Source organism: Dermacoccus sp. PAMC28757, from assembly GCF_014302635.1.
Classification (GTDB): Bacteria; Actinomycetota; Actinomycetes; order Actinomycetales; family Dermatophilaceae; genus Dermacoccus; species Dermacoccus abyssi.
In genome coordinates this window covers 663,250-683,639 of the sequence record NZ_CP060292.1, presented here as the reverse complement: position 1 = coordinate 683,639, position 20,390 = coordinate 663,250, and the positions used below count along the sequence as shown (strand labels likewise).

The 20,390-nt window shown below is 66.9% G+C and carries 21 protein-coding genes; 7 read left to right on the top strand and 14 right to left on the bottom strand.

The features are described 5' to 3' along the window. Positions 1 to 25 precede the first annotated feature (25 nt). Positions 26 to 2,395, bottom strand: coding sequence for a transglycosylase domain-containing protein (locus H7F30_RS03295; protein WP_187036681.1), 2,370 nt, complete (start codon positions 2,393 to 2,395; stop codon positions 26 to 28). A 108-nt stretch (positions 2,396 to 2,503) separates the two neighbouring features. Between H7F30_RS03295 and H7F30_RS03290 the strand changes: the two genes are divergently transcribed. Then, the gene (locus tag H7F30_RS03290) at positions 2,504 to 3,484 is read left to right on the top strand and encodes a GTP pyrophosphokinase family protein (protein ID WP_118913975.1); all 981 of its coding nucleotides are present in this window, start codon (positions 2,504 to 2,506) and stop codon (positions 3,482 to 3,484) included. Between the two features lie 301 nt (positions 3,485 to 3,785). Here the strand turns inward: H7F30_RS03290 and H7F30_RS03285 are convergent, their stop codons facing one another. The 8 genes from H7F30_RS03285 to H7F30_RS03250 form a co-directional block, all read right to left on the bottom strand. Then, on the bottom strand, positions 3,786 to 4,832 hold the full coding sequence (locus H7F30_RS03285; RefSeq protein ID WP_187036679.1) for an NAD(P)-dependent alcohol dehydrogenase: 1,047 nt from the start codon (positions 4,830 to 4,832) through the stop codon (positions 3,786 to 3,788). Positions 4,833 to 4,991: 159 nt separating this feature from the next. Further along, entirely contained in the window at positions 4,992 to 5,384 is a 393-nt protein-coding gene (locus H7F30_RS03280) for a type II toxin-antitoxin system death-on-curing family toxin (RefSeq protein ID WP_241510981.1), read from the bottom strand. Continuing rightward, the gene (locus H7F30_RS03275; RefSeq protein WP_047310884.1) at positions 5,381 to 5,581 is read right to left on the bottom strand and encodes a hypothetical protein; all 201 of its coding nucleotides are present in this window, start codon (positions 5,579 to 5,581) and stop codon (positions 5,381 to 5,383) included. The genes H7F30_RS03280 and H7F30_RS03275 overlap by 4 nt, the downstream gene beginning before the upstream one ends. 426 nt (positions 5,582 to 6,007) lie before the next feature. After that, on the bottom strand, positions 6,008 to 6,487 hold the full coding sequence (locus H7F30_RS03270) for a VOC family protein (protein WP_255464938.1): 480 nt from the start codon (positions 6,485 to 6,487) through the stop codon (positions 6,008 to 6,010). Positions 6,488 to 6,659: 172 nt separating this feature from the next. Next, complete coding sequence (locus H7F30_RS03265) at positions 6,660 to 7,751, bottom strand: inositol-3-phosphate synthase (RefSeq protein WP_047310882.1); 1,092 nt, start codon at positions 7,749 to 7,751, stop codon at positions 6,660 to 6,662. A 41-nt stretch (positions 7,752 to 7,792) separates the two neighbouring features. Then, a complete protein-coding gene (locus H7F30_RS03260; protein WP_255464937.1) occupies positions 7,793 to 8,398 on the bottom strand; it encodes a PadR family transcriptional regulator in 606 nt (201 codons plus the stop codon). A 245-nt stretch (positions 8,399 to 8,643) separates the two neighbouring features. After that, the gene (locus H7F30_RS03255) at positions 8,644 to 9,300 is read right to left on the bottom strand and encodes a prepilin peptidase (RefSeq protein WP_187036676.1); all 657 of its coding nucleotides are present in this window, start codon (positions 9,298 to 9,300) and stop codon (positions 8,644 to 8,646) included. Between the two features lie 124 nt (positions 9,301 to 9,424). Next, positions 9,425 to 10,561, bottom strand: coding sequence for a DUF475 domain-containing protein (locus tag H7F30_RS03250; protein ID WP_187036674.1), 1,137 nt, complete (start codon positions 10,559 to 10,561; stop codon positions 9,425 to 9,427). 269 nt (positions 10,562 to 10,830) lie between these two features. On the opposite strand from H7F30_RS03250, the gene H7F30_RS03245 reads away from it, so the two are divergent. The 4 genes from H7F30_RS03245 to H7F30_RS03230 are packed head-to-tail and all read left to right on the top strand — an operon-like array spanning position 10,831 to position 13,976. Further along, a complete protein-coding gene (locus tag H7F30_RS03245; RefSeq protein ID WP_227484742.1) occupies positions 10,831 to 12,114 on the top strand; it encodes a toxic anion resistance protein in 1,284 nt (427 codons plus the stop codon). Positions 12,115 to 12,125: 11 nt separating this feature from the next. Beyond that, positions 12,126 to 12,560 carry a hypothetical protein gene (locus H7F30_RS03240; RefSeq protein ID WP_187036672.1) on the top strand — a complete coding sequence of 145 codons (435 nt, stop codon included), beginning with the start codon at positions 12,126 to 12,128 and terminating at the stop codon, positions 12,558 to 12,560. After that, complete coding sequence (locus tag H7F30_RS03235; RefSeq protein WP_187036670.1) at positions 12,553 to 13,107, top strand: TerD family protein; 555 nt, start codon at positions 12,553 to 12,555, stop codon at positions 13,105 to 13,107. Before H7F30_RS03240 ends, H7F30_RS03235 begins: the two co-directional genes overlap by 8 nt. Further along, positions 13,104 to 13,976 carry a hypothetical protein gene (locus H7F30_RS03230; protein ID WP_187036667.1) on the top strand — a complete coding sequence of 291 codons (873 nt, stop codon included), beginning with the start codon at positions 13,104 to 13,106 and terminating at the stop codon, positions 13,974 to 13,976. The genes H7F30_RS03235 and H7F30_RS03230 overlap by 4 nt, the downstream gene beginning before the upstream one ends. 68 nt (positions 13,977 to 14,044) lie before the next feature. Here H7F30_RS03230 and H7F30_RS03225 read toward each other — a convergent pair whose 3' ends face one another. The 4 genes from H7F30_RS03225 to H7F30_RS03210 form a co-directional block, all read right to left on the bottom strand. Beyond that, complete coding sequence (locus tag H7F30_RS03225; RefSeq protein WP_187036665.1) at positions 14,045 to 15,064, bottom strand: ATP-binding cassette domain-containing protein; 1,020 nt, start codon at positions 15,062 to 15,064, stop codon at positions 14,045 to 14,047. After that, positions 15,061 to 16,113 (bottom strand): ABC transporter permease, encoded by a 1,053-nt coding sequence (locus H7F30_RS03220; RefSeq protein ID WP_187036663.1) that lies wholly within the window; start codon positions 16,111 to 16,113, stop codon positions 15,061 to 15,063. The genes H7F30_RS03225 and H7F30_RS03220 overlap by 4 nt, the downstream gene beginning before the upstream one ends. 122 nt (positions 16,114 to 16,235) lie before the next feature. Further along, a complete protein-coding gene (locus H7F30_RS03215; RefSeq protein ID WP_047310876.1) occupies positions 16,236 to 16,454 on the bottom strand; it encodes a biotin/lipoyl-binding carrier protein in 219 nt (72 codons plus the stop codon). 182 nt (positions 16,455 to 16,636) lie between these two features. Then, complete coding sequence (locus H7F30_RS03210; protein WP_047310875.1) at positions 16,637 to 17,617, bottom strand: sugar ABC transporter substrate-binding protein; 981 nt, start codon at positions 17,615 to 17,617, stop codon at positions 16,637 to 16,639. A gap of 144 nt (positions 17,618 to 17,761) precedes the next feature. Between H7F30_RS03210 and H7F30_RS03205 the strand changes: the two genes are divergently transcribed. Both H7F30_RS03205 and H7F30_RS03200 read left to right on the top strand, forming a co-directional pair. Next, entirely contained in the window at positions 17,762 to 18,709 is a 948-nt protein-coding gene (locus tag H7F30_RS03205) for a purine-nucleoside phosphorylase (RefSeq protein ID WP_187036661.1), read from the top strand. A gap of 76 nt (positions 18,710 to 18,785) precedes the next feature. Next, a complete protein-coding gene (locus H7F30_RS03200) occupies positions 18,786 to 19,481 on the top strand; it encodes a peptidylprolyl isomerase (RefSeq protein ID WP_187036659.1) in 696 nt (231 codons plus the stop codon). A 142-nt stretch (positions 19,482 to 19,623) separates the two neighbouring features. Here the strand turns inward: H7F30_RS03200 and H7F30_RS03195 are convergent, their stop codons facing one another. Next, the gene (locus H7F30_RS03195; protein ID WP_187036657.1) at positions 19,624 to 20,349 is read right to left on the bottom strand and encodes a putative glycolipid-binding domain-containing protein; all 726 of its coding nucleotides are present in this window, start codon (positions 20,347 to 20,349) and stop codon (positions 19,624 to 19,626) included. Positions 20,350 to 20,390: the final 41 nt, after the last annotated feature.

Here is a 20,390-nt window from a genome sequence, read left to right as displayed (position 1 = left end):
CCAACCCTAGAGCGTGGCCGCTAGGTCACGGAGCCGAGGTGAGGGAACCACTCGGTGTCGGCGTCGGGCTCGGCGGAGAACTCGACGTTGGCCGCGGCGTCGACGGCCTGGGACTCGACGTACTCGAGGAACGGCTCGGGGACGAACTCGACGAACTGGGCAGCTTGCTCGAGCTGCTCGAGGACGACTCCGGGGAGTCGCTCGTCTCCGGCGAGGGCGACGACGTCGAGGACGTGCTGCGCTCCGGGTAGGGCGTCGGTGCCGTTGACGGGGGCACGTAGGTGCTGCTCGGCAGAGGATCCTGGGTCTGCGGCTTGTTTTGGTTGTAGTACGAGCGCTCCGGCAGCTTCGTGACCTCCTGGCCCTGGAGCGCGGCCTTCATGAAGTCGACCCACACCTTGCGAGGCAGGCCGGCGCCGTAGACGTCCGCCGACGGGATGCCGGGCAGGTTCTGCATCGGCTTCGCCGTGCGTCCGTCCTCGCTGTAGTACATCCCGACGGAGGTCGTGAGCTGGCCCGGCGTGAATCCGTTGAACCAGATGTACTTGTTACCCGTCGCGGTACCCGTCTTCGCGGCCAACGGACGGTTCAGCTGGTACTGCGTGCCGGCGGCCGTTCCGTAGACGCCGGTCTTGCCCAGAGCCCACGTGACGTCGTCGGCGATGCCCTTGTCATAGGCCTGCTCGCCCTCGACCTTCACGTCGTAGCTGTAGCTCTCGTCGTACGTACGCACCTTCGAGATGAGGTAGCGGTCGTAGCGCTTTCCGCCGGAGTTGAGCGTGTTGTAGCCCGTGGCCTGGTCGACGACGCGGCTGTCACCGGTACCGAGGACGTTGAGGATCTCCTTGGTGTCGTTCATGCCACCGAGGGTCTTAGGCATGCCCGAATCCTGTGCGGCCTTGAGGGTCTTCTCCGGGCCGATGTCCTGGTTGAGCCGCACGAACGCCGTGTTGATCGAGTACGCGAGCATGTTCGTGATCGGCTGGAAGCCGTACGACTTGTTGTGGTCGTTCTGCACGAACGAGTTCGGCCCGAGCCGCATGTAGTTGTTGCCGTTGTACCGCGTGTCGATGGTCTTGCCGTCGCGCAGCGCAGCGATGGCTGCGTAGATCTTCATCGTCGAGGCACTCTGCAGCATCGAGCGGTCGGCGTCGGAGTAGGGCGCCTTGACGGGGTCGTAGTCGGCTCCGCCGTACATGGCGACGACGGCACCGTTGTTCGCCTTCTCCGCGACGAGACCCGTGTGCAACTTGCCCTGCAACACGACAGGCGTGTGGGCCTCGACGGCGCGGACGGCGGCGTCCTGGGTGCGCTTGTCGATCGTCGTCGTGATGCGCAGACCGCCACGGTCGATGTCGGTGGTCGAGAGCTTGAGCTTGCGCGACAGCTCCTGACGCACCGATGCGACGACGTACCCCTCGGGTCCGTCGGCGTACTTGACGGGCTCACGCTTGTAGAACGTGGGCATCGTCGCCTTGGAGCGCTCCGCCTCCGAGAGCCACCCCATGCTCACCATGCCGTTGAGCGTGTACGCCATACGCGCGTTGGCGCGCTTCTCGGAGTTGGGACCGACCGTCGGATCCATGTTCTCCGGGTTGTTGACCACCGACGCGAGGAAGGCGCCCTCGACCGGCGTCAGCTTCGAGACGTCCTTGTGGAAGTAGGACTTGGCCGCAGCCTGGACGCCGTACGCGCCACGTCCGAAGTAGACGTTGTTGAGGTAGGCCTCCAGGATCTGGTTCTTGCTCATCTCCTGGTCGACCTTGAGGCTGATGACGACCTCTTTGACCTTGCGGGTAATCGTCTTGTCCTGGGTGAGGAAGTAGTTCTTGACGTACTGCTGCGTCAGGGTCGAACCACCCTGACTGCCGCTTCCCTCACCCTTGAAGTTGTTGATGAACGCTCGGGCGATGCCCTTCGGTGAGATGCCTCGGTTCGAATAGAAGCTGCGGTCCTCCGCAGCGATGAAGGCGCGCTGGACGTGCTCGGGCACCTTCTCGATGGCAACGGGATCGCGGTTCGTCGTGGTGAAACGACCCATCTCCGTCTTGCCGTCGGCGTAGTAGACGACAGAGACGGACTGGGTGGCCTGCGCGTTGGCCTTGGGAATGTCGATGGCCATGTAGAGAACGACGAAAGCCAGGACGGCGAGCAGGAACAGGCTGGCGAAGCCGATGAGAGCGCCGCGCAGGATGCGCACCGGCATCGAGCGCTTGGACGCCTTGGCGCGGCGGGAGGCGATCCACCCGGCCGCAGCGCTCTTCGAGGAACCCTTCGAAGAAGCCTGCGGCTTCCTGCCTCCGGCGGCGGGGCGACCACCCGCGTTACCGCGCCCCTGGCCCGACTCATTGACCACGTACTTGCCTCGCTTCGTGCGGCGCGAGCCTCGGAGCACGCGCGGATATTACCTTCCAGGGTACCGACCGTCTCCGACATCGCCTTCCCACCGATTCGAAACCCGCACCTCCCGACAGCCGTCGGTCGTTTCTGTTTGGATTCCCCCATGAGCCGCAAGTCACTGCAGCGAGCGAACGCGACGTACGCGTCCCGTCACCCTCGTACCGTGCGGCGCACCGACGAAACGGTGCGCCGCATCCGCGCGATCGTCGACGACGCCGGCATCAACTACCTGTCGGTGACGGGTCGCGCGAAATCTCCTGCGTCCTTCTCCGCCAAGGTGGTTCGCCGCGCGGAGCAGCTGGGTCACACCGATTTCGACCCGCTCGTCGAGATCACCGACCAGGTGGGCGTGCGCATCGTGACGTACACGCTCAGCGACATCGAGCCGGTCGCCCAGTTGCTCGGCGACCACTACACCGTCCTCGAAGATCGCGACATGGGACGCGAAACCGCGAGCGAGGGACGGTTCGGGTACGCGAGTCGTCACATGCTGATCTCGACCGACACCGACGCGACGGGGTACGAGGCGTCGAAGTGCGTCTCGGTGCAGTTGCGCACGGTGCTGCAGCACGCGTGGGCCGAGTTCGAGCACGACGCGCGGTACAAGGGTGAGGTGCCGAGCGAGCACGCTTCGGAGCTGGACCGCCGCTTCACACTGGCGGCAGGGCTCATCGAGTTGGCCGACCGGGAGTTCTCGGTCATCCGCGACACCTTGGCGTCGGGGGTGCGTGAGCGCGACTTCGACGATGCCGGTGGGCGCATCGACCCGCGCGAGCTCGCGTCGTTCCTCGCGGGCCGCTATGCCGATTCGCGCTTCTCCCGTGTCGATCACTACGTCGACACGGCCGACTTGCTGACGGAACTCGGTGTCGAGTCGATCCACGACCTGCGCGTGGAGTTGCAGGGTGTCTCGTCCGAGCGGGTGTCCCGCGCGATGGGCTACAGCTTCCCGCCCGGTGCGGTGCGCCGACTCGAGGACGACCTGCTGGCTCGGTTCCGGGAGCGCTTCGTCGAGCTGCCGGGCAACGCCGAGCGTCAGGATTCGCTGCGCGGCCGCCTGCAGCGCCTGGGCAACCTGTCGTAAAGGCGAGGGCGAAGGCCCGCGACGCTTCCGGTGCAGTTATCTCGATCTGGCGGCGATATATCGCGGCCAGATCGCCATAAGTGAACCGGATAAGGCGCCGGAGCCCCATTTGCCGACCCCGAGCCGCCCTGGCCACGTCAAGAAGCCGAAACACTCCCCCTCAACGGCACCACGCTGGAAGCGGACTCCGCACCGACGAGGAACGTGCGACCCGAAGCCCTGTCGAACCGAGCGGGCTCACTGACGGCGCGAGCCTACGAGCGCCGTCAGTGAGCCCGCCGGAACACGGGGCAAGGGAGAATCAAAACGTCTTGGCGTCGATCACGAACCGGTACTTCACGTCGGAGCCGACGACGCGGTCGTAGGCCTCGTTGATGGTGTCGGCGTTGATGAGTTCGATTTCGGCGGTGACGTCGTGCTCGGCGCAGAAGTCGATCATTTCCTGCGTTTCGCGGATGCCGCCGATGTTGGAGCCGGTCACGGACTTGCGGCCGAGGATGACGTTGGCCGCGTTGAACTCGAGGTTGTGCATGGGCAGGCCGAGCATGACGAGGGCGCCGTGGGGGCGCAGCGCGGCGAGGTAGTGGCGCACGTTGATGGGTGCGGACACGGTGTTGAGGATGACATCGAATTCGCCGCGACGCTTCTTGACGGCGTCGGGGTCTTCGGTCGTCGCGATCCAGTCGGTGGCGCCGTAGCGGCGTCCGTCCTCTTCCTTGGAGCGGGTCTGGGAGATGACGGTGACGTCGGCGCCCATGGCCTTGGCGAGCTTGACGGCGACGTGGCCGAGCCCGCCCATCCCGACGACGGCGACCTTGGAGCCTTCCTTGACGCCCCAGGTGCGAAGCGGCGAATAGGTGGTGATGCCGGCGCACAGCAGCGGGGTGGCGGCTGCGGCGTCGAGGCTTTCGGGGATGTGGATGGCGAAGGCTTCGGAGACGACGATCTGCGTCGAGTAGCCGCCGGCGGTGGGCGTGCCGTCGAAGCGGTCGATGCCGTTGTAGGTGCCGACGGAGTTCGGGCAGTTGTTCTCCTCGCCGGCGAGGCACCACTCGCACTCGCGGCAGGAGTCGACGAGGCAGCCGACGCCGGCGCGCTCGCCGACGGTGAACTTCGTGACGTCGGAGCCGACCTCGGTGACGCGACCGATGATCTCGTGGCCGGTCACCATCGGGAAGGTGATCTTGCCCCACTCCTCGCGCACGGTGTGGATGTCGGAGTGGCAGATTCCGGCGAACTCGATTTCGATGCGGACGTCGTCGGGACGCAGGTCTCGGCGCTCGAGCGAGCCCTTCTCGAGAGGAGCGTCGGCGGCAACGGCCTGGTAGCAGGCAACGGTGTTCGTCATGCTTGCTACGCTACGCCGACCGGGGGTGAGAAGCATTCCCATCAGCGGTGCGTGTTCCTCGCGCGGTCAGGCGTGGGGTTCCGGCCGGAAGTCCCGACGTCGGGAGTTTTGCAGCCCCGTGGGAGGGGATCAGCGGCAGAACTCCCGACGTCGGGAGTTCTACTCGTTCAGAGGGGAACAGAGGCCTTGGAGGCGCTCGGCGATGTCGGCAAGCTCGCGCAGGTGCCCCTCGGCGACGTCGAGGATGAGTCGATACCTGTCGTCGTCGGTTCCTTGGAGATGCTGACCGTTGAAGGCAAGGAACAACCACACCGCACCGAGCGACGAACGCTTGTTTCCGTCGACCAGCGCGTGGTTCGTCACGAGGGAGTGCAAGAGCGCAGCGGCCTTCGAGAACAGGCCGGGGTAGACGTCTTCACCGAAGACAATGGCCCGCGGTCGATTCAACGCTGAGTCCACCAGCCCCCAGTCGCGGATCTGAGGCACGGCTTCGAGAGCTACCTCGCTGGCGGCGAGGAAGTCGTCCATCGAGAGGAAGCGAAAGCCGCTCACGAGTCGCGCAGACGGTCGAGCACGGCACGGTTCTCGCGGGAGAACTGCTCCAGCAAACGATCGCGCTGCTCGCGACGACGCAAGGAGTACTCCTCGACCGCCCGCACAGCGGCGGCCTGCATCGAGAGACCGTCCTGGTCCGCGGCAGCACGAAGAGCCTCGGTCTGTTCATCGGTCAACCGCAGTGTCATAGCCATGTCCTGATGGTATCGCCGTGATACCACGCTGAGAAGAGTGCGCCGCCATGGCCGCTTCAACGGAAGGATTCCGCTTGCACGCAAGCACGGGGCTTGGGCGCCGGAAGGGAGGATCTCACACCTTCTGGCGGTTGAGAGGGTTGGTCAGCGCTCGTGCCGCTTGCGGACCGTCAGCGCGGCCAGTGGTTCAGTCGATTCACAGCCATCTGCCATGCCCCCAAGCCCTGGGAAAGCAGGTCCGGTCGTCACCGGCTCGCCCTGGCCCCGGAACTCGCTTCCTGCGGGAGTGCTGCCGACCACGGATCCGGCAGCGCGAGTAGCCGCCGTACCTCATCCGCATGAACTCGGCGGCGCCCACTTCTGAAACGATCCCCGAGGCACCTCCTCGTCGAAGCACTTTCCGCTGTCGGGGTCGACCGACTCACGTCACCGTTCGGCATAGCTCACGATGCAGAACTCGTTGCCCTCCGGGTCGCACATCGTGAGCACTGACCCTTCGTCATAGTCGTGACGCACGCCGGCCCAGGAACCGCCTAGCGCCTCGATCCGTCTACGGGCCTCTTCGACGTCACCGACGGAGACGTCGAGATGGATCCTCACCTTTCCCGCTCGAGCCTCCGGCACCGCCTGGAAGGTCAAGCGTGGCGCGGTATCGTGCCGAGAGCCGACGCTGGCCCAGCCGGGCGCGTCCATCTCCGCCGTTCGGGGCCGACCCAGCAGGTCACTCCAGAATCGGGCCAGCCGCGCGGGGTCGACGCAATCGATGGTCACTCCGGTCCACGAGGCGTTCGTGCGTTCGTCACTCACCAGTCGATGATGCCCGACCCCAGGCGAGAGGACACCGTCGCCGTCGATGGGATGGTCGATCTGCTGTCGATTCGCGCACTCTGCGGCGCGAATCGGCAACAGAATCTCGCGTCAGCGCTCCTCCTTTTTAGGAGCGCTTCCTCAACGCTCACTACGGCAGGATCCTCGCTTCACTGCGGTCCTACCTCCGTTCGCGCACATGCGCCGCACCGAGCGCAGCGACTGAGCCTGCGAAGTCGCTACGCCGGAAGGCGCACCACACGATGCTTCGTCAGCGCTCCTCGGTGCCGGCGATGAAGGCCTCCAGCTTCGCGCGGCCCTCACCGTCCTCGCGCTGCTCGGGCGGGCTCTTCATGAGGTAGCTCGACGCCGACAGCAGCGGGCCGCCGACACCACGGTCCTTGGCGATCTTCGCGGCGCGGATGGCGTCGATGATGATGCCGGCCGAGTTCGGCGAGTCCCACACCTCGAGCTTGTACTCCAGGTTGAGCGGCACGTCACCGAACGCGCGGCCCTCGAGGCGCACGTACGCCCACTTGCGGTCGTCGAGCCACGCGACATAGTCGGACGGGCCGATGTGCACGTTCTTGTCGTCGATCTTGCCGGCGAGCGAACCGGAGAGGTTCGACGTCACGGCCTGCGTCTTCGACACCTTCTTCGACTCGAGGCGCTCACGCTCGAGCATGTTCTTGAAGTCCATGTTGCCGCCGACGTTGAGCTGGTACGTGCGGTCGAGGGCGACACCGCGGTCTTCGAACAGCTTCGCCATGACGCGGTGCGTGATCGTCGCGCCGACCTGGCTCTTGATGTCGTCACCGATGATCGGCACACCGGCGTCCTCGAACTTCTTCGCCCACTCCGGGTCGGAGGCGATGAAGACCGGCAGCGCGTTGACGAAGGCGACGCCCGCGTCGATCGCGCACTGCGCGTAGAACTTGTCGGCCGTCTCCGAGCCGACCGGCAGGTAGGAGACGAGGACGTCGACCTTCGCGTCCTTGAGCGCCTGGACGACGTCGACCGGCTCGGCGTCCGACTCGTCGATCGTCAGCGCGTAGTACTTGCCGACGCCGTCGAGGGTGTGACCGCGCTGCACCGTGACGCCCGTGGGCGGCACGTCGGCGATCTTGATCGTGTTGTTCTCCGAGTTGTTGATCGCCTCGGAGAGGTCGAAGCCGACCTTCTTCGCGTCGACGTCGAACGCAGCGACGAACTCGACGTCACCGACGTGGTAGTCACCGAACGTCACGTGCATGAGACCCGGCACGTGCGCGTCCGGGGAAGCGTTCTTGTAGTACTCGACGCCCTGAACCAGCGAACTGGCGCAGTTGCCGACGCCGACGATGGCGACGCGGATGGAACCCATGGAACTCACTCCTGATGGACGAGCCCCCAGAGGAAATGTGGTCAGACCTCGGAGGACAGCGGGCGCGGATCGGCAACGGCCTTCCGCTCGATCTCGATGAGTTCGTTCACCCAGCCCACTTCACGCTCCGTGGACTCCACGTCGTGGCGGAACAGCTCCGCGATGTAGGAGTCACGCGTACTGCGACTGTCACGCGCCTGTTCGCGGGAGCGTTCGAGACGCTCCTGCAGACGCAGGCGTCGCCCCTCCAGGATGCGCAGGCGCACCTCGGCGCTCGCGCGGGAGAAGAAGGCGAAATGCACGTCGAAGTTGTCGTCGTCCCAGGAAGCCGGGCCGGAGCGCGACAACTGATCGGCGAAGCCGTCACGGCCCTCGTCCGTGATCTCGTACGTGATACGCGGGCGACGCCCCCCGGGCGCGAACGACGCGCTTTCGGTGATGAGGCCCTTGCGCGACAGCTTCGCGAGGCACGGGTACAGCGACCCGTAGCTCACGACACGGAAGGCACCGAGCACACCGGTGAGTCGCTTGCGCAGCTCGTACCCGTGCAGCGGTGCTTCGTGCAGCAGCCCGAGAACAGCGAATTCGAGCACTGTGCCACGGCGTGACATGCGCTTCTCCTTCGTCTGGCCGGGTGGCGTGGCCATCCCCGCGTCCGATGCGAACGCTCATTCTTTCAAGAACGGCCACTGACGGGAAATGGCGAGCGGGTGAACGCTCGTCGACAGTTCTAGCAGATATATCGACTCGACATATCGAAAACGCGACGACGAGTCCCTGGCAGTTCGCTGAGTGCCGCGATATCGATCCTCATCGAGGTGGGTGAGCGCGGTCCGCCGCGATGAGTGAACTCGACGCGCGACGCAGGTGGCCGCGATGTGCCTCGCTGCGCTCAGGCGAGGCAGAGCGCGGCCAAGGCGCCGCCGATCATGAACGGCCCGAAGGGCATTCGCGCGCTCCGGCCTCGACCCCGGAGCATGAGGACAACACCCCACAGGCCACCGAGGAGGAAAGCGCCGAACGCGCCCGCCGCCCACGTCTCCCACCCGACCCAACCGAGCAGGCCACCGAGGGAGGGGGCCAGCTTCACGTCTCCCAGGCCCATGCCACGCCCACCACCGAGCAGGGCCAGCGCAAGGTAGAACAGCCCGAGCAAGGCTGCCCCGGCCAGCGCCCGCCGCGCTTCGAGCCAGCCGGCGGACGACGTCGCCAGCGTCGCGAGGGCGAGGCCACAGGTCGTCACGACGACGCACGCCAGGGTGAGGCGATTGGGCAGGCGGTGTTCGTCGAGATCGACGAGGGTGAGCGCGAGTAGGAGGGGCAGCACGAGGAGCAGGGCCGTGGCGAAACCCGGCGCCTCGTTCCACCAGCGCCCGACGATGCCCCCCGCGGCTACGAGCGCAGCGACCGCGAGCAGGGCCTCCCGGTCGCGTCGACGCTCGTGCGCCGCTTCCGAACCGGGTGCCACGACCTCCGGGACGACATGACGTGTCGTGAGGGCGAGGGCGCCCGCAAGGAACAACGCAGCACCCACCCAGCCCCAAAGCATGTCGTGAAGTGTGTCAGCGACCGTCGGCGCGTTGGCCGTTTGGCCACAAGCGATTTCACTGCAGAAACACCGACGGCCGCACCCCATCTGGGGTGCGGCCGTCGTTGACCAGCCTCGAGATCCGTCAGGCGTGGACGTGTTCGATCTCTCCACCCTCGGCGGCAATCCGCTTGTTGCGGCGTACCGACGCGAGGAAGGCGGCACCGATGAAACCGACGCCGATGAGGCCGGTGATGACCTCGGGCACCTCGTGCTTGATGCTGATGAACAGGATCGTCGCGAGCGCCCCGATGGCCCACATGGCGCCGTGCTCGAGGTAGGCGTAGTCGTCGAGCGTGCCCTGACGCACGAGGTGGACCGTGAGCGAACGGATCCACATGGCGCCGACACCGAGGCCGACGGCGATGATGAAGATGTCCTGGCTGATGGCGAAGGCGCCGATGACACCGTCGAACGAGAACGACGCGTCGAGCACCTCGAGGTACATGAAGAGGAAGAACGCGGCCTTGCCCGCGGCCTTGCCGACGCCGGGCAGATCCTTCTCGTCCTTGCCGTTCTCGGCGCTCTCCTTGCTGTCGGCCTCTGCCTCGTCGGCGTCGTCCGCGGCGTCGTGTTCGGCCAGGCCCTGCTGCTCGAACAGGTCACCCAAACCACCGACGAGCAGGTACGTCATGACGCCGAGCACGCCGGAGAACAGGACGGTTCCTGCGTCCTCGGCGAGGAACTGCGAGGCGAGCACGAGCACGAGGAGCGCCACGACGACGGAGAGCTGGTCGAGCTTGCCGATCTTCGCGAGCGGACGCTCGATGGGCTTCAGCCACTTCACCTTGTGGTCCTCGAACACGAAGTTGAGGAACAGCATGAGCAGGAAGGAACCACCGAAGGCCGCGATGCTCGGGTGAGCCTCGTGCAGCATGTAGGCGTACGTGCCGGGCGTTTCCTGGTCGCCGCCCTTGATGGCGAGGTCGATGGCCTTCATCGGGCCGACGCCACCCGTCAGGCAGACGATGAGCAGCGGGAACACGAGGCGCATACCGAAGACGGCGATGAGGATGCCGACCGTGAGAAAGATCTTCTGCCAGAACGCGTTCATCCGCTTGAGGATCGTCGCGTTGACGACGGCGTTGTCGAAGCTGAGCGAGACCTCGAGCACGATGAGGATGGCGACGATGGCCAGGCCGGAGACTCCCCCGAGGAAGAAACCGCCGACGAGGCCGGCGACCGTGATGGCCACCGACCATCCGAACGTCTTGAGAAGCATGGAGAACACTTTCCGGGGAGCGGGCACGAACCGGGCACACCCGACCCTGGGAAAAGGGCATGCGGGGGCTCTTGAACACCCAGCGTAGCGCCGACACGCCTGAGCCCCATCGTCCGACGATGTATGTGCGCTCCCACGCAGCCGCGTCGAACCGGGACAACCGCTCCACCTGCGGGAACGCCCCGCACCACAGGCTCGTTGTCGGGTGGGTGGACTAGGCTCGAAGACGAGCTCCTTCAATCGCCCTGAACCTTCGCAGGAGAGGCACGATGACGAACCCCGGACAGCAGCCGTACCAGGATCCGAATCAGCAGTACGGCGGGCCCCAGGCACAGCCTCAGCAGGCTCCCCAGGCCCAGCAGGCCCCCGAGCCCGAGACGATGCTCGCGCCGCCGAAGGCCGTGGACCTCGTCGAGCCGGAGAAGGCGGCGGCGATGGTGCCCATCGACGAGCAGGCCAAGCAGGTGGCTACCACCGAGGCCACGCAGACGGTCGCGCGCTTCGAGGAGATCGACCCGAACGACCCGCAGTTCCGCGCGCGGCTCAAGGAGATCACCAACATGGGCCGCGAGGAGTCCATGAAGGCGACGCAGGTGAGCAACTCGATCCTGCAGCGCCCCTCCCTCGCGGGTAAGGACTCGTCGCAGACGAAGGTGGGCAACACCCTCGTCGAACTGCGCCAGACGATCACCGACCTCGACCCGCACCGCGCCGACCTCAAGGGTGCGAAGAAGGTGCTCAAGTGGCTGCCGGGCGGCGACAAGGTCGACCGCTACTTCATGAAGTACCAGTCGAGCCAGACGCACCTGAACTCGATCATCGCCGCGCTCGAATCGGGTCAGGACGACCTGCGCAAGGACAACGCGGGCATCCAGCTCGAGCAGACGCGCCTGTGGGACGCGCTTCTGCGTCTGCGTGAACTCGACGAGAAGATGACGCAGCTCGACGGCGCGATCGAGCAGCGCGTGGCCGAACTGCAGGCGCGCGGCGAGACGGAGAAGGCCGACGCCATGAAGTCGCAGGTGCTCTTCACGGTGCGCCAGCGTCGTCAGGACCTCGCGACGGAGATCGCCGTCGCGACGCAGGGATACATGTCGCTCGGCCTCGTGCTGCAGAACAACGACCAGCTCATCCAGGCCGTCGACCGCGCGAAGTCGACCACGGTCGCCGCGCTGTACACGGCCGTCATTGTCTCCGAGGCGCTGGCTCGCCAGAAGCTCGTGCTCGACCAGATCAACGCACTGCGCTCGACCACGTCGAACATGATCGAGGCCACGAGCAAACAGCTGCGCACGCAGGGTGCGGAGATCAACGCGAAGTCGACCGAGTCGCTCGTCGAGGTGGAGAAGTTGGAGAACGCGTTCACCAACGTCTTCGCCACGATGGACGCCATCGACTCATACCGCGCCGCCGCCACCGACTCGATGGCGCAGACGATCTCGTCGCTGCAGACGCAGATCAAGCGCGCCGAGCCGTACATGGAGCGTGCGCGCAAGGAGCAGATCGAGAGCAACGAGTCGCGTAACAGCGGTCAGCTGCCGGGCCGTTCCTGAGGTGATTTGACGTGGGGTGGTTCTCGCGCGACGAACCGCAGCGCCCGAGCGGCCCGACGCCCGGCACCGTCGACGCCGTCGGTGCTGCGCTCGTGCCGTACGTGCGGTGGTTGCGTTCGCTCGGCAGTCAGGTGCCCGGGCGGGCCATGGTGTTGTGCCGGCTCATCGGCGACCACCTGGAGGACGTCGTGGGCGACCCGTCGGCCAAGTTGCTCGACGTGCAGACGCTCGTCACGTTGGAGCGCACCGCGAGTGCCCACGTGCCCGACACGATCAACGCCTACCTGGCCGCGCGCGGCGTCAGCGGGGCGCAGGACATGCTCATCCGGCAACTGACGACGATCGAGGGCGTCGCGGCGTCGGCTGCGAAGCGTTCGATCGAGAGTGCCCGTGACGCCCTGGAGATCCAGGGCGCGTTCCTCGAGGAGAAGTTCGGACATGGCTGACACGACGAATCTGGCTCCCGGAGACGGCCTCCCGCTCGGGCCTGACGCGGGTGTGCGCGTGCTGTCGATCGACGTGCGCTGGAACACGGGTACCGAGACGGCGCTGTCGGAACGCATCGGGCTGGCCGCCATGCCGCTCGTGCGCGACCGCGTCGAGAGCCGCGAGCACGTCGTCCACTCGAACCAGCCGGCCACGCCGGACGAGACGACGCGGCTGGGAGCATCGAACGGCGTGGTCGAGGTCGACCTCGCCGCGGCGCCGGCGGACGTCGAGCGCGTCGTCGTGCTTGCGTTCGTCCACCCGCGAGCCAACGCGTCGAAGCGCACCCTCGACGAGGTGAGCGACCTGTCGATCACGTTCCGTGACGACGCGTCCGGCCGCGAGATCGCGCGCACGGACAACCTGGCGCGCGCCATCGGTCCGGTGACGGCGGCCGCCGTCGCCGAGGTCGTACGAGACGGTGACGGGTGGCGCGTCAACGTCTCGGCGCGTGGTTTCGAGGCCGGGCTCGACGGCGCGCTGCACCAGGCGGGGAGCCGGCTGTGACGCTGCAGCCCCCTCCTGGCTACAACTCGGGTGACGCGGCGCGTCCCACGCCGTCGCCCCAGCCCGCCCCCGTGCCTCCGCAGGCGCCCGAGGCGTCCGCGCGTCCGAGCGACGTCCCCGACGCACAGCTCGGCAACCCTGACGGCGCGTGGTTGCGCGTCATCAGCGCGGAGCCGAGCCCGGTGCATCTGTCCGACAGTCAGCAGGGCGAGCGCGTCGAGACGGGTGAGATCGAGGCGGAGGCACCGAGCACGGGGCCCGCGCAGAGCCTCGGTGGGTCGTGGGGCGGCAGCGAGCCATCCCCTGCGTCGAGCAACGCGGTGACTGCGCCCCGGGACAACAGTGGACGCGAGAGTGTCGATGTCGTGCCTGCGCGTCGCCGGCCGTCGCGCCCGCCGCAGGGCATCAGTGTCGTCGGCGGGCGCACGGTGAAACTGCACCGCGTCGTGGCGCTCGACCGGCTGGCGTCGGGCATCGGCTACCTCACGGTCGAGTGGCGCGTGCGTCAGCGCGGGTTCGACCTGCTGGCGCTGCAGGACGGTTCAACCGTGGCGGCCCGCGCCAACACCCTGACGATCGACCTCACGCAGCCGATGAACCGCGTCCTCATCGCCACCGGCACGCAGGGCACGATGCCTGTACCCGCCTCGGAACTGCGCGTGAGCAACGGCTCGACGCAGGTCATCATCCCCATCGACGGCGGCACTAGCCTCGGCGTCTGGCCGCGACTGACCCTGACGCGTGTCGACGAGTTCGTCGTCATCCGCCACGAGCACGACCCGCTCTCGGGCATCCTCTCGGCCGTTGCCGGCGCGTACGGCTACGACGAACGCAACTTCGTGCTCGCCCACTCGCACGTGCTGCGCTGACGCCGGGCTCCTGAACGCACGAGTGCCCCGGAATCGCCGAGCGATCCGGGGCACTTCGGTGTGGGGCGTCAGTCGACGTCGAGGGGTGAGGCGCTCACCGTGACGTCGTCCTTGCGCAGTTCGTGCTCGAGGGCCTCGAGTTCGGAGACGCCGGCCATCTGGGCGGTCAGCTCGTCGAGGCTGACCTCGTCCTTCGACGCGTCGAGCGCCACACGGCCGAGCTTGAGCACGACGAAGTGGTTGCCCACGAGGTAGGCGTGGTGCGGGTTGTGCGTGATGAGGACGACGCCCAGGCCGGCGTCGCGCGCCGCCTGGATGTACTTGAGCACGACGCCGGACTGCTTGACGCCGAGCGCCGCCGTCGGCTCGTCGAGGATGATGACCTTCGCGCCGAAGTAGATGGCACGCGCAATGGCGATGCACTGCTTCTGACCACCCGAGAGGCCGCCGACCGGACGGTCGAGGTCGGGGATGACGATGCCCATCTTCGTCAGCTCTTCGCCGCAGATGGCCTTCATCTTCTTGATGTCGAGCACGCCGAACGGGCCGCGCGTCAGCTCGTTGCCGAGGAAGAAGTTGCGCCACACCGACTGCAGCGGAGCGAGCGCGAGGTCCTGATACACCGTGGCGATACCCGCCGCCAGCGACTGGCGCGGCGAACTGAAGTGCCGCTCGTCGCCGGCCACGAGCATCATGCCCGACGTGTAGTCGTGCAGGCCCGACATGATCTTGATGAGCGTCGACTTACCGGCGCCGTTGTCGCCGAGCACGCACGTCACTTCGCCCGGGCGGACGGTGAGGTCGACGCCGCGCAGTGCGTCGACGTTGCCGTACGCCTTGCCGACGTCGAGGAGCTGCACGAGCGCGTCGGGGTCGGCGACGTCGTCGCTCGTCGCCCGGTCAGCCGGGTTCGTGTCGACCGGCACGTTCTCACGCTCCACGGGGGCCTCGGCCGTTTCACGTGAAACGGCGTCGCGCTTCGTCGTGTCGGTGCCGTCGATCGGCAGGCTCCCGGGTCGCTCGGCCTGCTCGTCGGCGGCTCCACCCTTGCCGGGCTTCTCGGGCTGGCCCGTCTTGATGCGGATCATCGTGAGTCCGCCTTTCGCTTGACGAACGTGTTGAGCAGCGTGGCCGCGAGGAGCATGACGCCGAGGAACGCCTTGAACCAGTCGGGGTTCCACCCGGCGTAGTTGATGCCGAGTTGCGTCATGCCGAACATGAGCGCGCCGAGGCTGGCGCCGACGGCCGAACCGTAGCCGCCGGTGAGCAGGCAGCCACCGACGACTGCGGCGATGATGAAGATGAACTCGTTGCCGATGCCCTCACCGGACTGGACGCGGTTGAACGCGAAGAGCAGGTGCATGCCCGACAGCCACGCGCAGAAACCGATGAACATGTAGAGGCCGATGCGAACCTTCCACACCGGCACGCCGACCGCGCGAGCGGCCTTCTCGTCGTCACCGATGGCGAAGATCCAGTTGCCGATCTTGGTGCGCAGCAGGACGAACGCGGCGATCACGGTGAGGATGATCCAGAAGATGATCGGGATCTTGATGTTGACGGGGCCGATCGAGAACGACGCTCCGAAGATCGCCTTCGCCGAATCGAAGCCGGCCATGTCGCTGATGTCGTTGCTCGCCACACCGCCGGTGACCGCGCGCGTCAGACCGAGGTTCACGCCTTGGAGGACAAAGAACGTCGCCAGGGTGATGAGGAAGCTCGGCAACCCGCTGCGGTTGAGCATGAAACCGTTGATCGCACCGATCGCGAGCGCGATGAGAAGGCTCAGCCCGACGGCGGCCCACACGTGGAAGTTGAAGTACCAGGCGAGCAGCGATGCCGACATTCCGGCGGTCGTGACGGCGACACCTGCGGAGAGGTCGAACTCGCCGGCGACCATGAGCAGCGCGACGGGCACGGCCATGATGCCGATGGTGGCGGCTTGGTAGAGGATCGTGCCGGTGTTCGCCATGTGGCGGAACGGCTCGGCCACGATGAGGAAGAACAGGGCGATCGCGAGAACGCCGAAGAGCGAGCCGATCTCGGGGCGGGAGAGGTATCGCGCCAGAACGTGGCGGTTCTCCACCCGGTCGTCGGCAGCGCTCGACGAGTCGCTCGAAGTGGCAGGAGTCGACACGCGGAACTCCCTTTCCGATGTGCGGGCATAGCGAAGGGGCGCCCTCGCCGTCCTTCATCGTAGGTCACGCGTGTATCGACTCGATACATTTCGTCGTCAGCGGGTCGGCCTCCCGGCCGGTGTCACTGCAGGACGACGAGCACGTCACCTTCCTGCACGACGTCACCGGGCTCCACGCGGATCTCGACGACCGTGCCGGGTTCCTCGGGCACGACCGGGATCTCCATCTTCATCGACTCGAGGAGCACGAGCTCCTCACCGGCCTCGACCTTCTGCCCGACGCGCACCGCGACGGAGTGAACGTTGGCGACGAGGTCGGAGGCGATGTGTTGGGCGGCCATGCTGGCATCGTCGCAGAGCCGATCGGTTACCCGCGCGTCCCACCGACGAGTAACTGTGGACGCGTCACACCCCAAGGCGTAGGCGAGACGGCGAACCCGTCGAGCCTCACCCACGACGATGCCCGCCGCCCTCGACGTGAGGTGCGGCGGGCATCGTCAGGCGTGATGCGTCCGGGTGAGCATCAGCGGCGACCGCTCTTGGCGTACTTCTCCACGTCGGCCACGTTGTTCTTGTCGATGAACGCGGGGCCGGTGAGCACCGGCTGGCCACCACCGACGATGTTGCCGTTGTTCTTGCGCAGCCACAGCGAGTCGACGGCGAGGTAACCCTGGAGGTACGGCTGCTGGTCGACGGCCCACTGCACGGAGCCGTTCTTGATCGCGCCGATGACCTCGCTCGAGGTGTCGAACGTGAACACCTTGGCCTTCGAACCGGATTCCTTGACCGACTTCGTCGCCGTCATCGCGTACGGGCCACCGAGGGCGAGCACGGAGTCGATCGTCTTGTCCTGCTGCAGCTTGCTCGTGATGGCGCTCTGCACGCTCGGCATGTCCTTGCCGTTGACGTAGAAGTTCTCCGTCTGCGCAAACTTGCTCTTCACACCGGCGCAGCGGTCGGTGTGGCCGACGTTGCCCTGCTCGTGGATGACGCACAGAACCTTCTTCGCGCCACCGGACTTGAGCTTGTCGCCCGCGGCCTCACCGGCGATCTTCTCGTCCTGGCCGTAGTAGCTCTCGACGCCCATCTTCTTCCAGTCGTCGAGACCACCGTTGAGTGCGACGACCGGAATGCCGGCCTTGCGGGCGGCGTCGACGGCGCTCTTCATGGCGTCGGGCTTCGACAGGGTGACGGCGATGCCGTCGACCTTCTTGTCGATGGCCTGCTGCACGAGGTTCGCCTGCTTCGGGCCGTCGGGGTCGGCCGTGTACTCGAGCTTGACGTTGTCCTTGGCCGCCGCGTCCTCGGCGCCCTTGCGGACGATGTCCCAGAACGTGTCGCCCGGGCCGGAGTGCGTGATGAGCGCAACCGTCATGCGCGGCGTCGTGGCCTTGCCGGCGTTCATCGACGCCTGCTCCTCGGCCTTGCGGCCACCCGTCGCACTGCAGGCGGTGAGCGACGTGGCGAGGACGGCGACGGCCGCCATCGACAGGGACTTACGCATGGGCGTTCCTTCCAGAACAGGCCGAACACATGTGCGGCCAGAGGTATCGCCGTCCATTGTGCACCACGCAATGTCTCGGTTCGATACATCCGGAGCCCGCCGGGGAGTCCTCCTGTGCGCACGCTGCCGCGTTACGTTGAAGACATGACGCAGAGCCAGACCCACGGATTGCCCTCTTGGCCCACCGACGCGGCCGCGGAGTTCAACGCCGCGATGACGCTGGCCGACTCGGCCGCCGCCTACATTCGGGCCGCCTCCGGCGTCGAGTACGTCGACGCTCTCCTCATCCTCGGCACGGGATGGCGCGGAGCCTTGGACGCGCTGACGGGGACTTCCGCCGCAGATGAGAGCAACGCCGACGGTTTCACGGGAAACATCGACGCAGAGACGTCGGTCGAGGTGCTGTGGCGTGCCGACGCACCGTCCGTGCCGGGCTTCGTCGAGCCCGCGGCTGAGGACAACCGTGCCGAACTTCTCCTCGTGCGGATCGGTTCGGACGATACCGACGACGTGGCCGGCGATGTGCGCCACGTCCTCGTCCAGACCGGGCGAGCGCACCTCTACGACGGGTACGGGGTGCACGCCGTCGTCCACCCCATTCGGGTTGCGGCGGCACTCAACGCCGAGCGTGTCGTGTTCACGAGTGACTGCGGTTCGCTGCGCGACGACATCGCCCCCGGCACCGTGCTCATCATTCGTGACCACCTCAACCCGACGTTCGCGACGCCGCTCGTCGGGTCCGCGAAGTTCGCGGACCTGCGCGGCATGTGGTCACAGAACCTTGCCGAACTCGCCCGTGAGCACGAGCCGTCGCTGCGTGACGCGTGCTTCGCGTTCGTGCCCGGGCCTCAGTACCAGACCCCGTCCGAGGTGAAGATGCTGCGCAACGCCGGGGCGGACTGCGTCGGGATGTCGACCGTGCTGGGTGCCCTTGCGGCCCGCGAGCGCGGCATGGAGATGGTCGGCCTGTCGGTCGTGTCGTCGGCCGAAACGAACGACGACCCGAACGACCCCTTGGCCGTGCTGCGGGAAGCGCGACGTGCGACGGAGCGTCATGCGGGCCTGCTGCTGCACCTCGTGACGGTCGACTGATCGGCGACCGCCCCGACACGTCGTCGCGCCAGCAGTTCTCGGCACCCGCGCGCGTCGGCGAAGTACCCTGCGCAGCATGAACCTCTCGCTGCCCCGCCGCACCGTTGCCCTCGGCCTGCTCGCCGGTTCGCTCGCTCTCGCCGGATGCGGCAAGAACGACTCGTCGTCCGGCTCGTCGAGTTCGGGAGGCTCGGGCAGTGCGAATGCCTCGACGCAGTGCCCGCCGGCCGACGGTTCCGCGCAGAAGAAGCAGAGCTTCGACGACGCCCCGCCCATGTGCATCGACGCGAACAAGACCTACACCGCGACGATGACGACGGACGTCGGCGACGTCGTCATCACGCTGGATGCGAAGAAGGCACCGAAGACCGTCAACAACTTCGTCGTCCTCTCCCGCTACCACTTCTACGACGGCGTGAGCTTCCACCGCGTCATCCCCGGCTTCATGGCGCAGGGCGGCGACCCGAAGGGTGACGGCACGGGCGGGCCGGGCTACACGATCGAGGACGAGTTCCCGCAGCAGGGCGAGTACAAGGAGGGCTCGATCGCGATGGCGAACACGGGCCAGCCGAACTCGGGCGGCTCACAGTTCTTCATCGTCACCGGTGATTCCGGCACGGCCCTGCCGCCGCAGTACACGCTCTTCGGCCAGGTGAGCAAGGGCATGGACGTCGTGAAGAAGATCGAGGCCGACGGCAACCAGGACGGTTCACAGGAAGGCACGCCCGTGAAGAAGCACACGATCACGAGCGTGAAGATCGAGGAGAAGTGAGCCGCGAGTTGCCCGAGGAGCTCTACGACGAGGAATCCGACGGCGTCCGCCGCACGCTCGACGCCGGCGGACTGAGCACGCGAGACGTCGGCCGCACCAGCGGCCGGGCTTCAGACGTGGTCACGCTGCAACCGAGAGCGGGTCAGTCGACGTCGATGCGCGCCGCGAGTTCGGGGTAGGTGACGACGAGGCCGTGAGCGTCGACGGCGAGGTCGACGCTCACGTCACGCGTTGCCGAGCGGTAGTGCACGACGGAGACGACGCGATCGTCGAGGGCCGACGCGATGTCCGAAAGTCCCTCAGGGCCCGAGGAGTACACCTGCGCCGACGGGATGACGGCGAGGTCGGGCAACGACACCCACGCCGTCGTGATCGGACGCTCCCCGACGCCGGCCGCGTCCACGCCGAGCCGGCGGATCGGCATCGTGTTCGTCAGCGGGCACCCCGCTAGATCGACGTCGAGGGCCTCGACGAAGAGTTCCAGCGCGTCATCTGCGATGCCGATCGGGCCGAAATCGCCCGGTACATCACCGGATTCGCCGCTCTCGCACCGCCACACGGAGCGCGACCCTTCGTCACGACGCCACAGATTGAGGTGGCGCTGCCACACCGGCTCGAGGGAGCCACCGGTCTCGTCGGGGGCGTCGAGATCCTCGGCCGCCGACGACGGCGCGTAGCCCTCGACGTCGACCGTGAACAGGCGCGTGCGCCAGGACGAGTCGACGACGAGATCCCACTGGGCGCGGTAGCGCTCCGTCGACTGCCGCCCCGTGGCGACGAAGCCGCCGTCGGCGTCGAACTCGACCGACGCGACGTCGAGACGCGACTCGTCGTCCAGCCCGCGCCAGACCACCTCAACCGTCGTCATCGCGCCACTCCCTCTCGCATCAGCAGATGACACATGCAGCC

What these genes read in the sequence shown, in the direction of transcription:
- H7F30_RS03290 (WP_118913975.1), top strand. Translation starts at nt 2,504, where the DNA reads ATGAGCCGCAAGTCACTGCAGCGAGCGAACGCGACGTACGCGTCCCGT.
- H7F30_RS03285 (WP_187036679.1), bottom strand. Translation starts at nt 4,832, where the DNA reads ATGACGAACACCGTTGCCTGCTACCAGGCCGTTGCCGCCGACGCTCCT.
- H7F30_RS03275 (WP_047310884.1), bottom strand. Translation starts at nt 5,581, where the DNA reads ATGGCTATGACACTGCGGTTGACCGATGAACAGACCGAGGCTCTTCGT.
- H7F30_RS03265 (WP_047310882.1), bottom strand. Translation starts at nt 7,751, where the DNA reads ATGGGTTCCATCCGCGTCGCCATCGTCGGCGTCGGCAACTGCGCCAGT.
- H7F30_RS03260 (WP_255464937.1), bottom strand. Translation starts at nt 8,398, where the DNA reads ATGGCCACGCCACCCGGCCAGACGAAGGAGAAGCGCATGTCACGCCGT.
- H7F30_RS03255 (WP_187036676.1), bottom strand. Translation starts at nt 9,300, where the DNA reads ATGCTTTGGGGCTGGGTGGGTGCTGCGTTGTTCCTTGCGGGCGCCCTC.
- H7F30_RS03250 (WP_187036674.1), bottom strand. Translation starts at nt 10,561, where the DNA reads ATGCTTCTCAAGACGTTCGGATGGTCGGTGGCCATCACGGTCGCCGGC.
- H7F30_RS03245 (WP_227484742.1), top strand. Translation starts at nt 10,831, where the DNA reads ATGACGAACCCCGGACAGCAGCCGTACCAGGATCCGAATCAGCAGTAC.
- H7F30_RS03235 (WP_187036670.1), top strand. Translation starts at nt 12,553, where the DNA reads ATGGCTGACACGACGAATCTGGCTCCCGGAGACGGCCTCCCGCTCGGG.
- H7F30_RS03225 (WP_187036665.1), bottom strand. Translation starts at nt 15,064, where the DNA reads ATGATCCGCATCAAGACGGGCCAGCCCGAGAAGCCCGGCAAGGGTGGA.
- H7F30_RS03215 (WP_047310876.1), bottom strand. Translation starts at nt 16,454, where the DNA reads ATGGCCGCCCAACACATCGCCTCCGACCTCGTCGCCAACGTTCACTCC.
- H7F30_RS03210 (WP_047310875.1), bottom strand. Translation starts at nt 17,617, where the DNA reads ATGCGTAAGTCCCTGTCGATGGCGGCCGTCGCCGTCCTCGCCACGTCG.
- H7F30_RS03205 (WP_187036661.1), top strand. Translation starts at nt 17,762, where the DNA reads ATGACGCAGAGCCAGACCCACGGATTGCCCTCTTGGCCCACCGACGCG.
- H7F30_RS03200 (WP_187036659.1), top strand. Translation starts at nt 18,786, where the DNA reads ATGAACCTCTCGCTGCCCCGCCGCACCGTTGCCCTCGGCCTGCTCGCC.
- H7F30_RS03195 (WP_187036657.1), bottom strand. Translation starts at nt 20,349, where the DNA reads ATGACGACGGTTGAGGTGGTCTGGCGCGGGCTGGACGACGAGTCGCGT.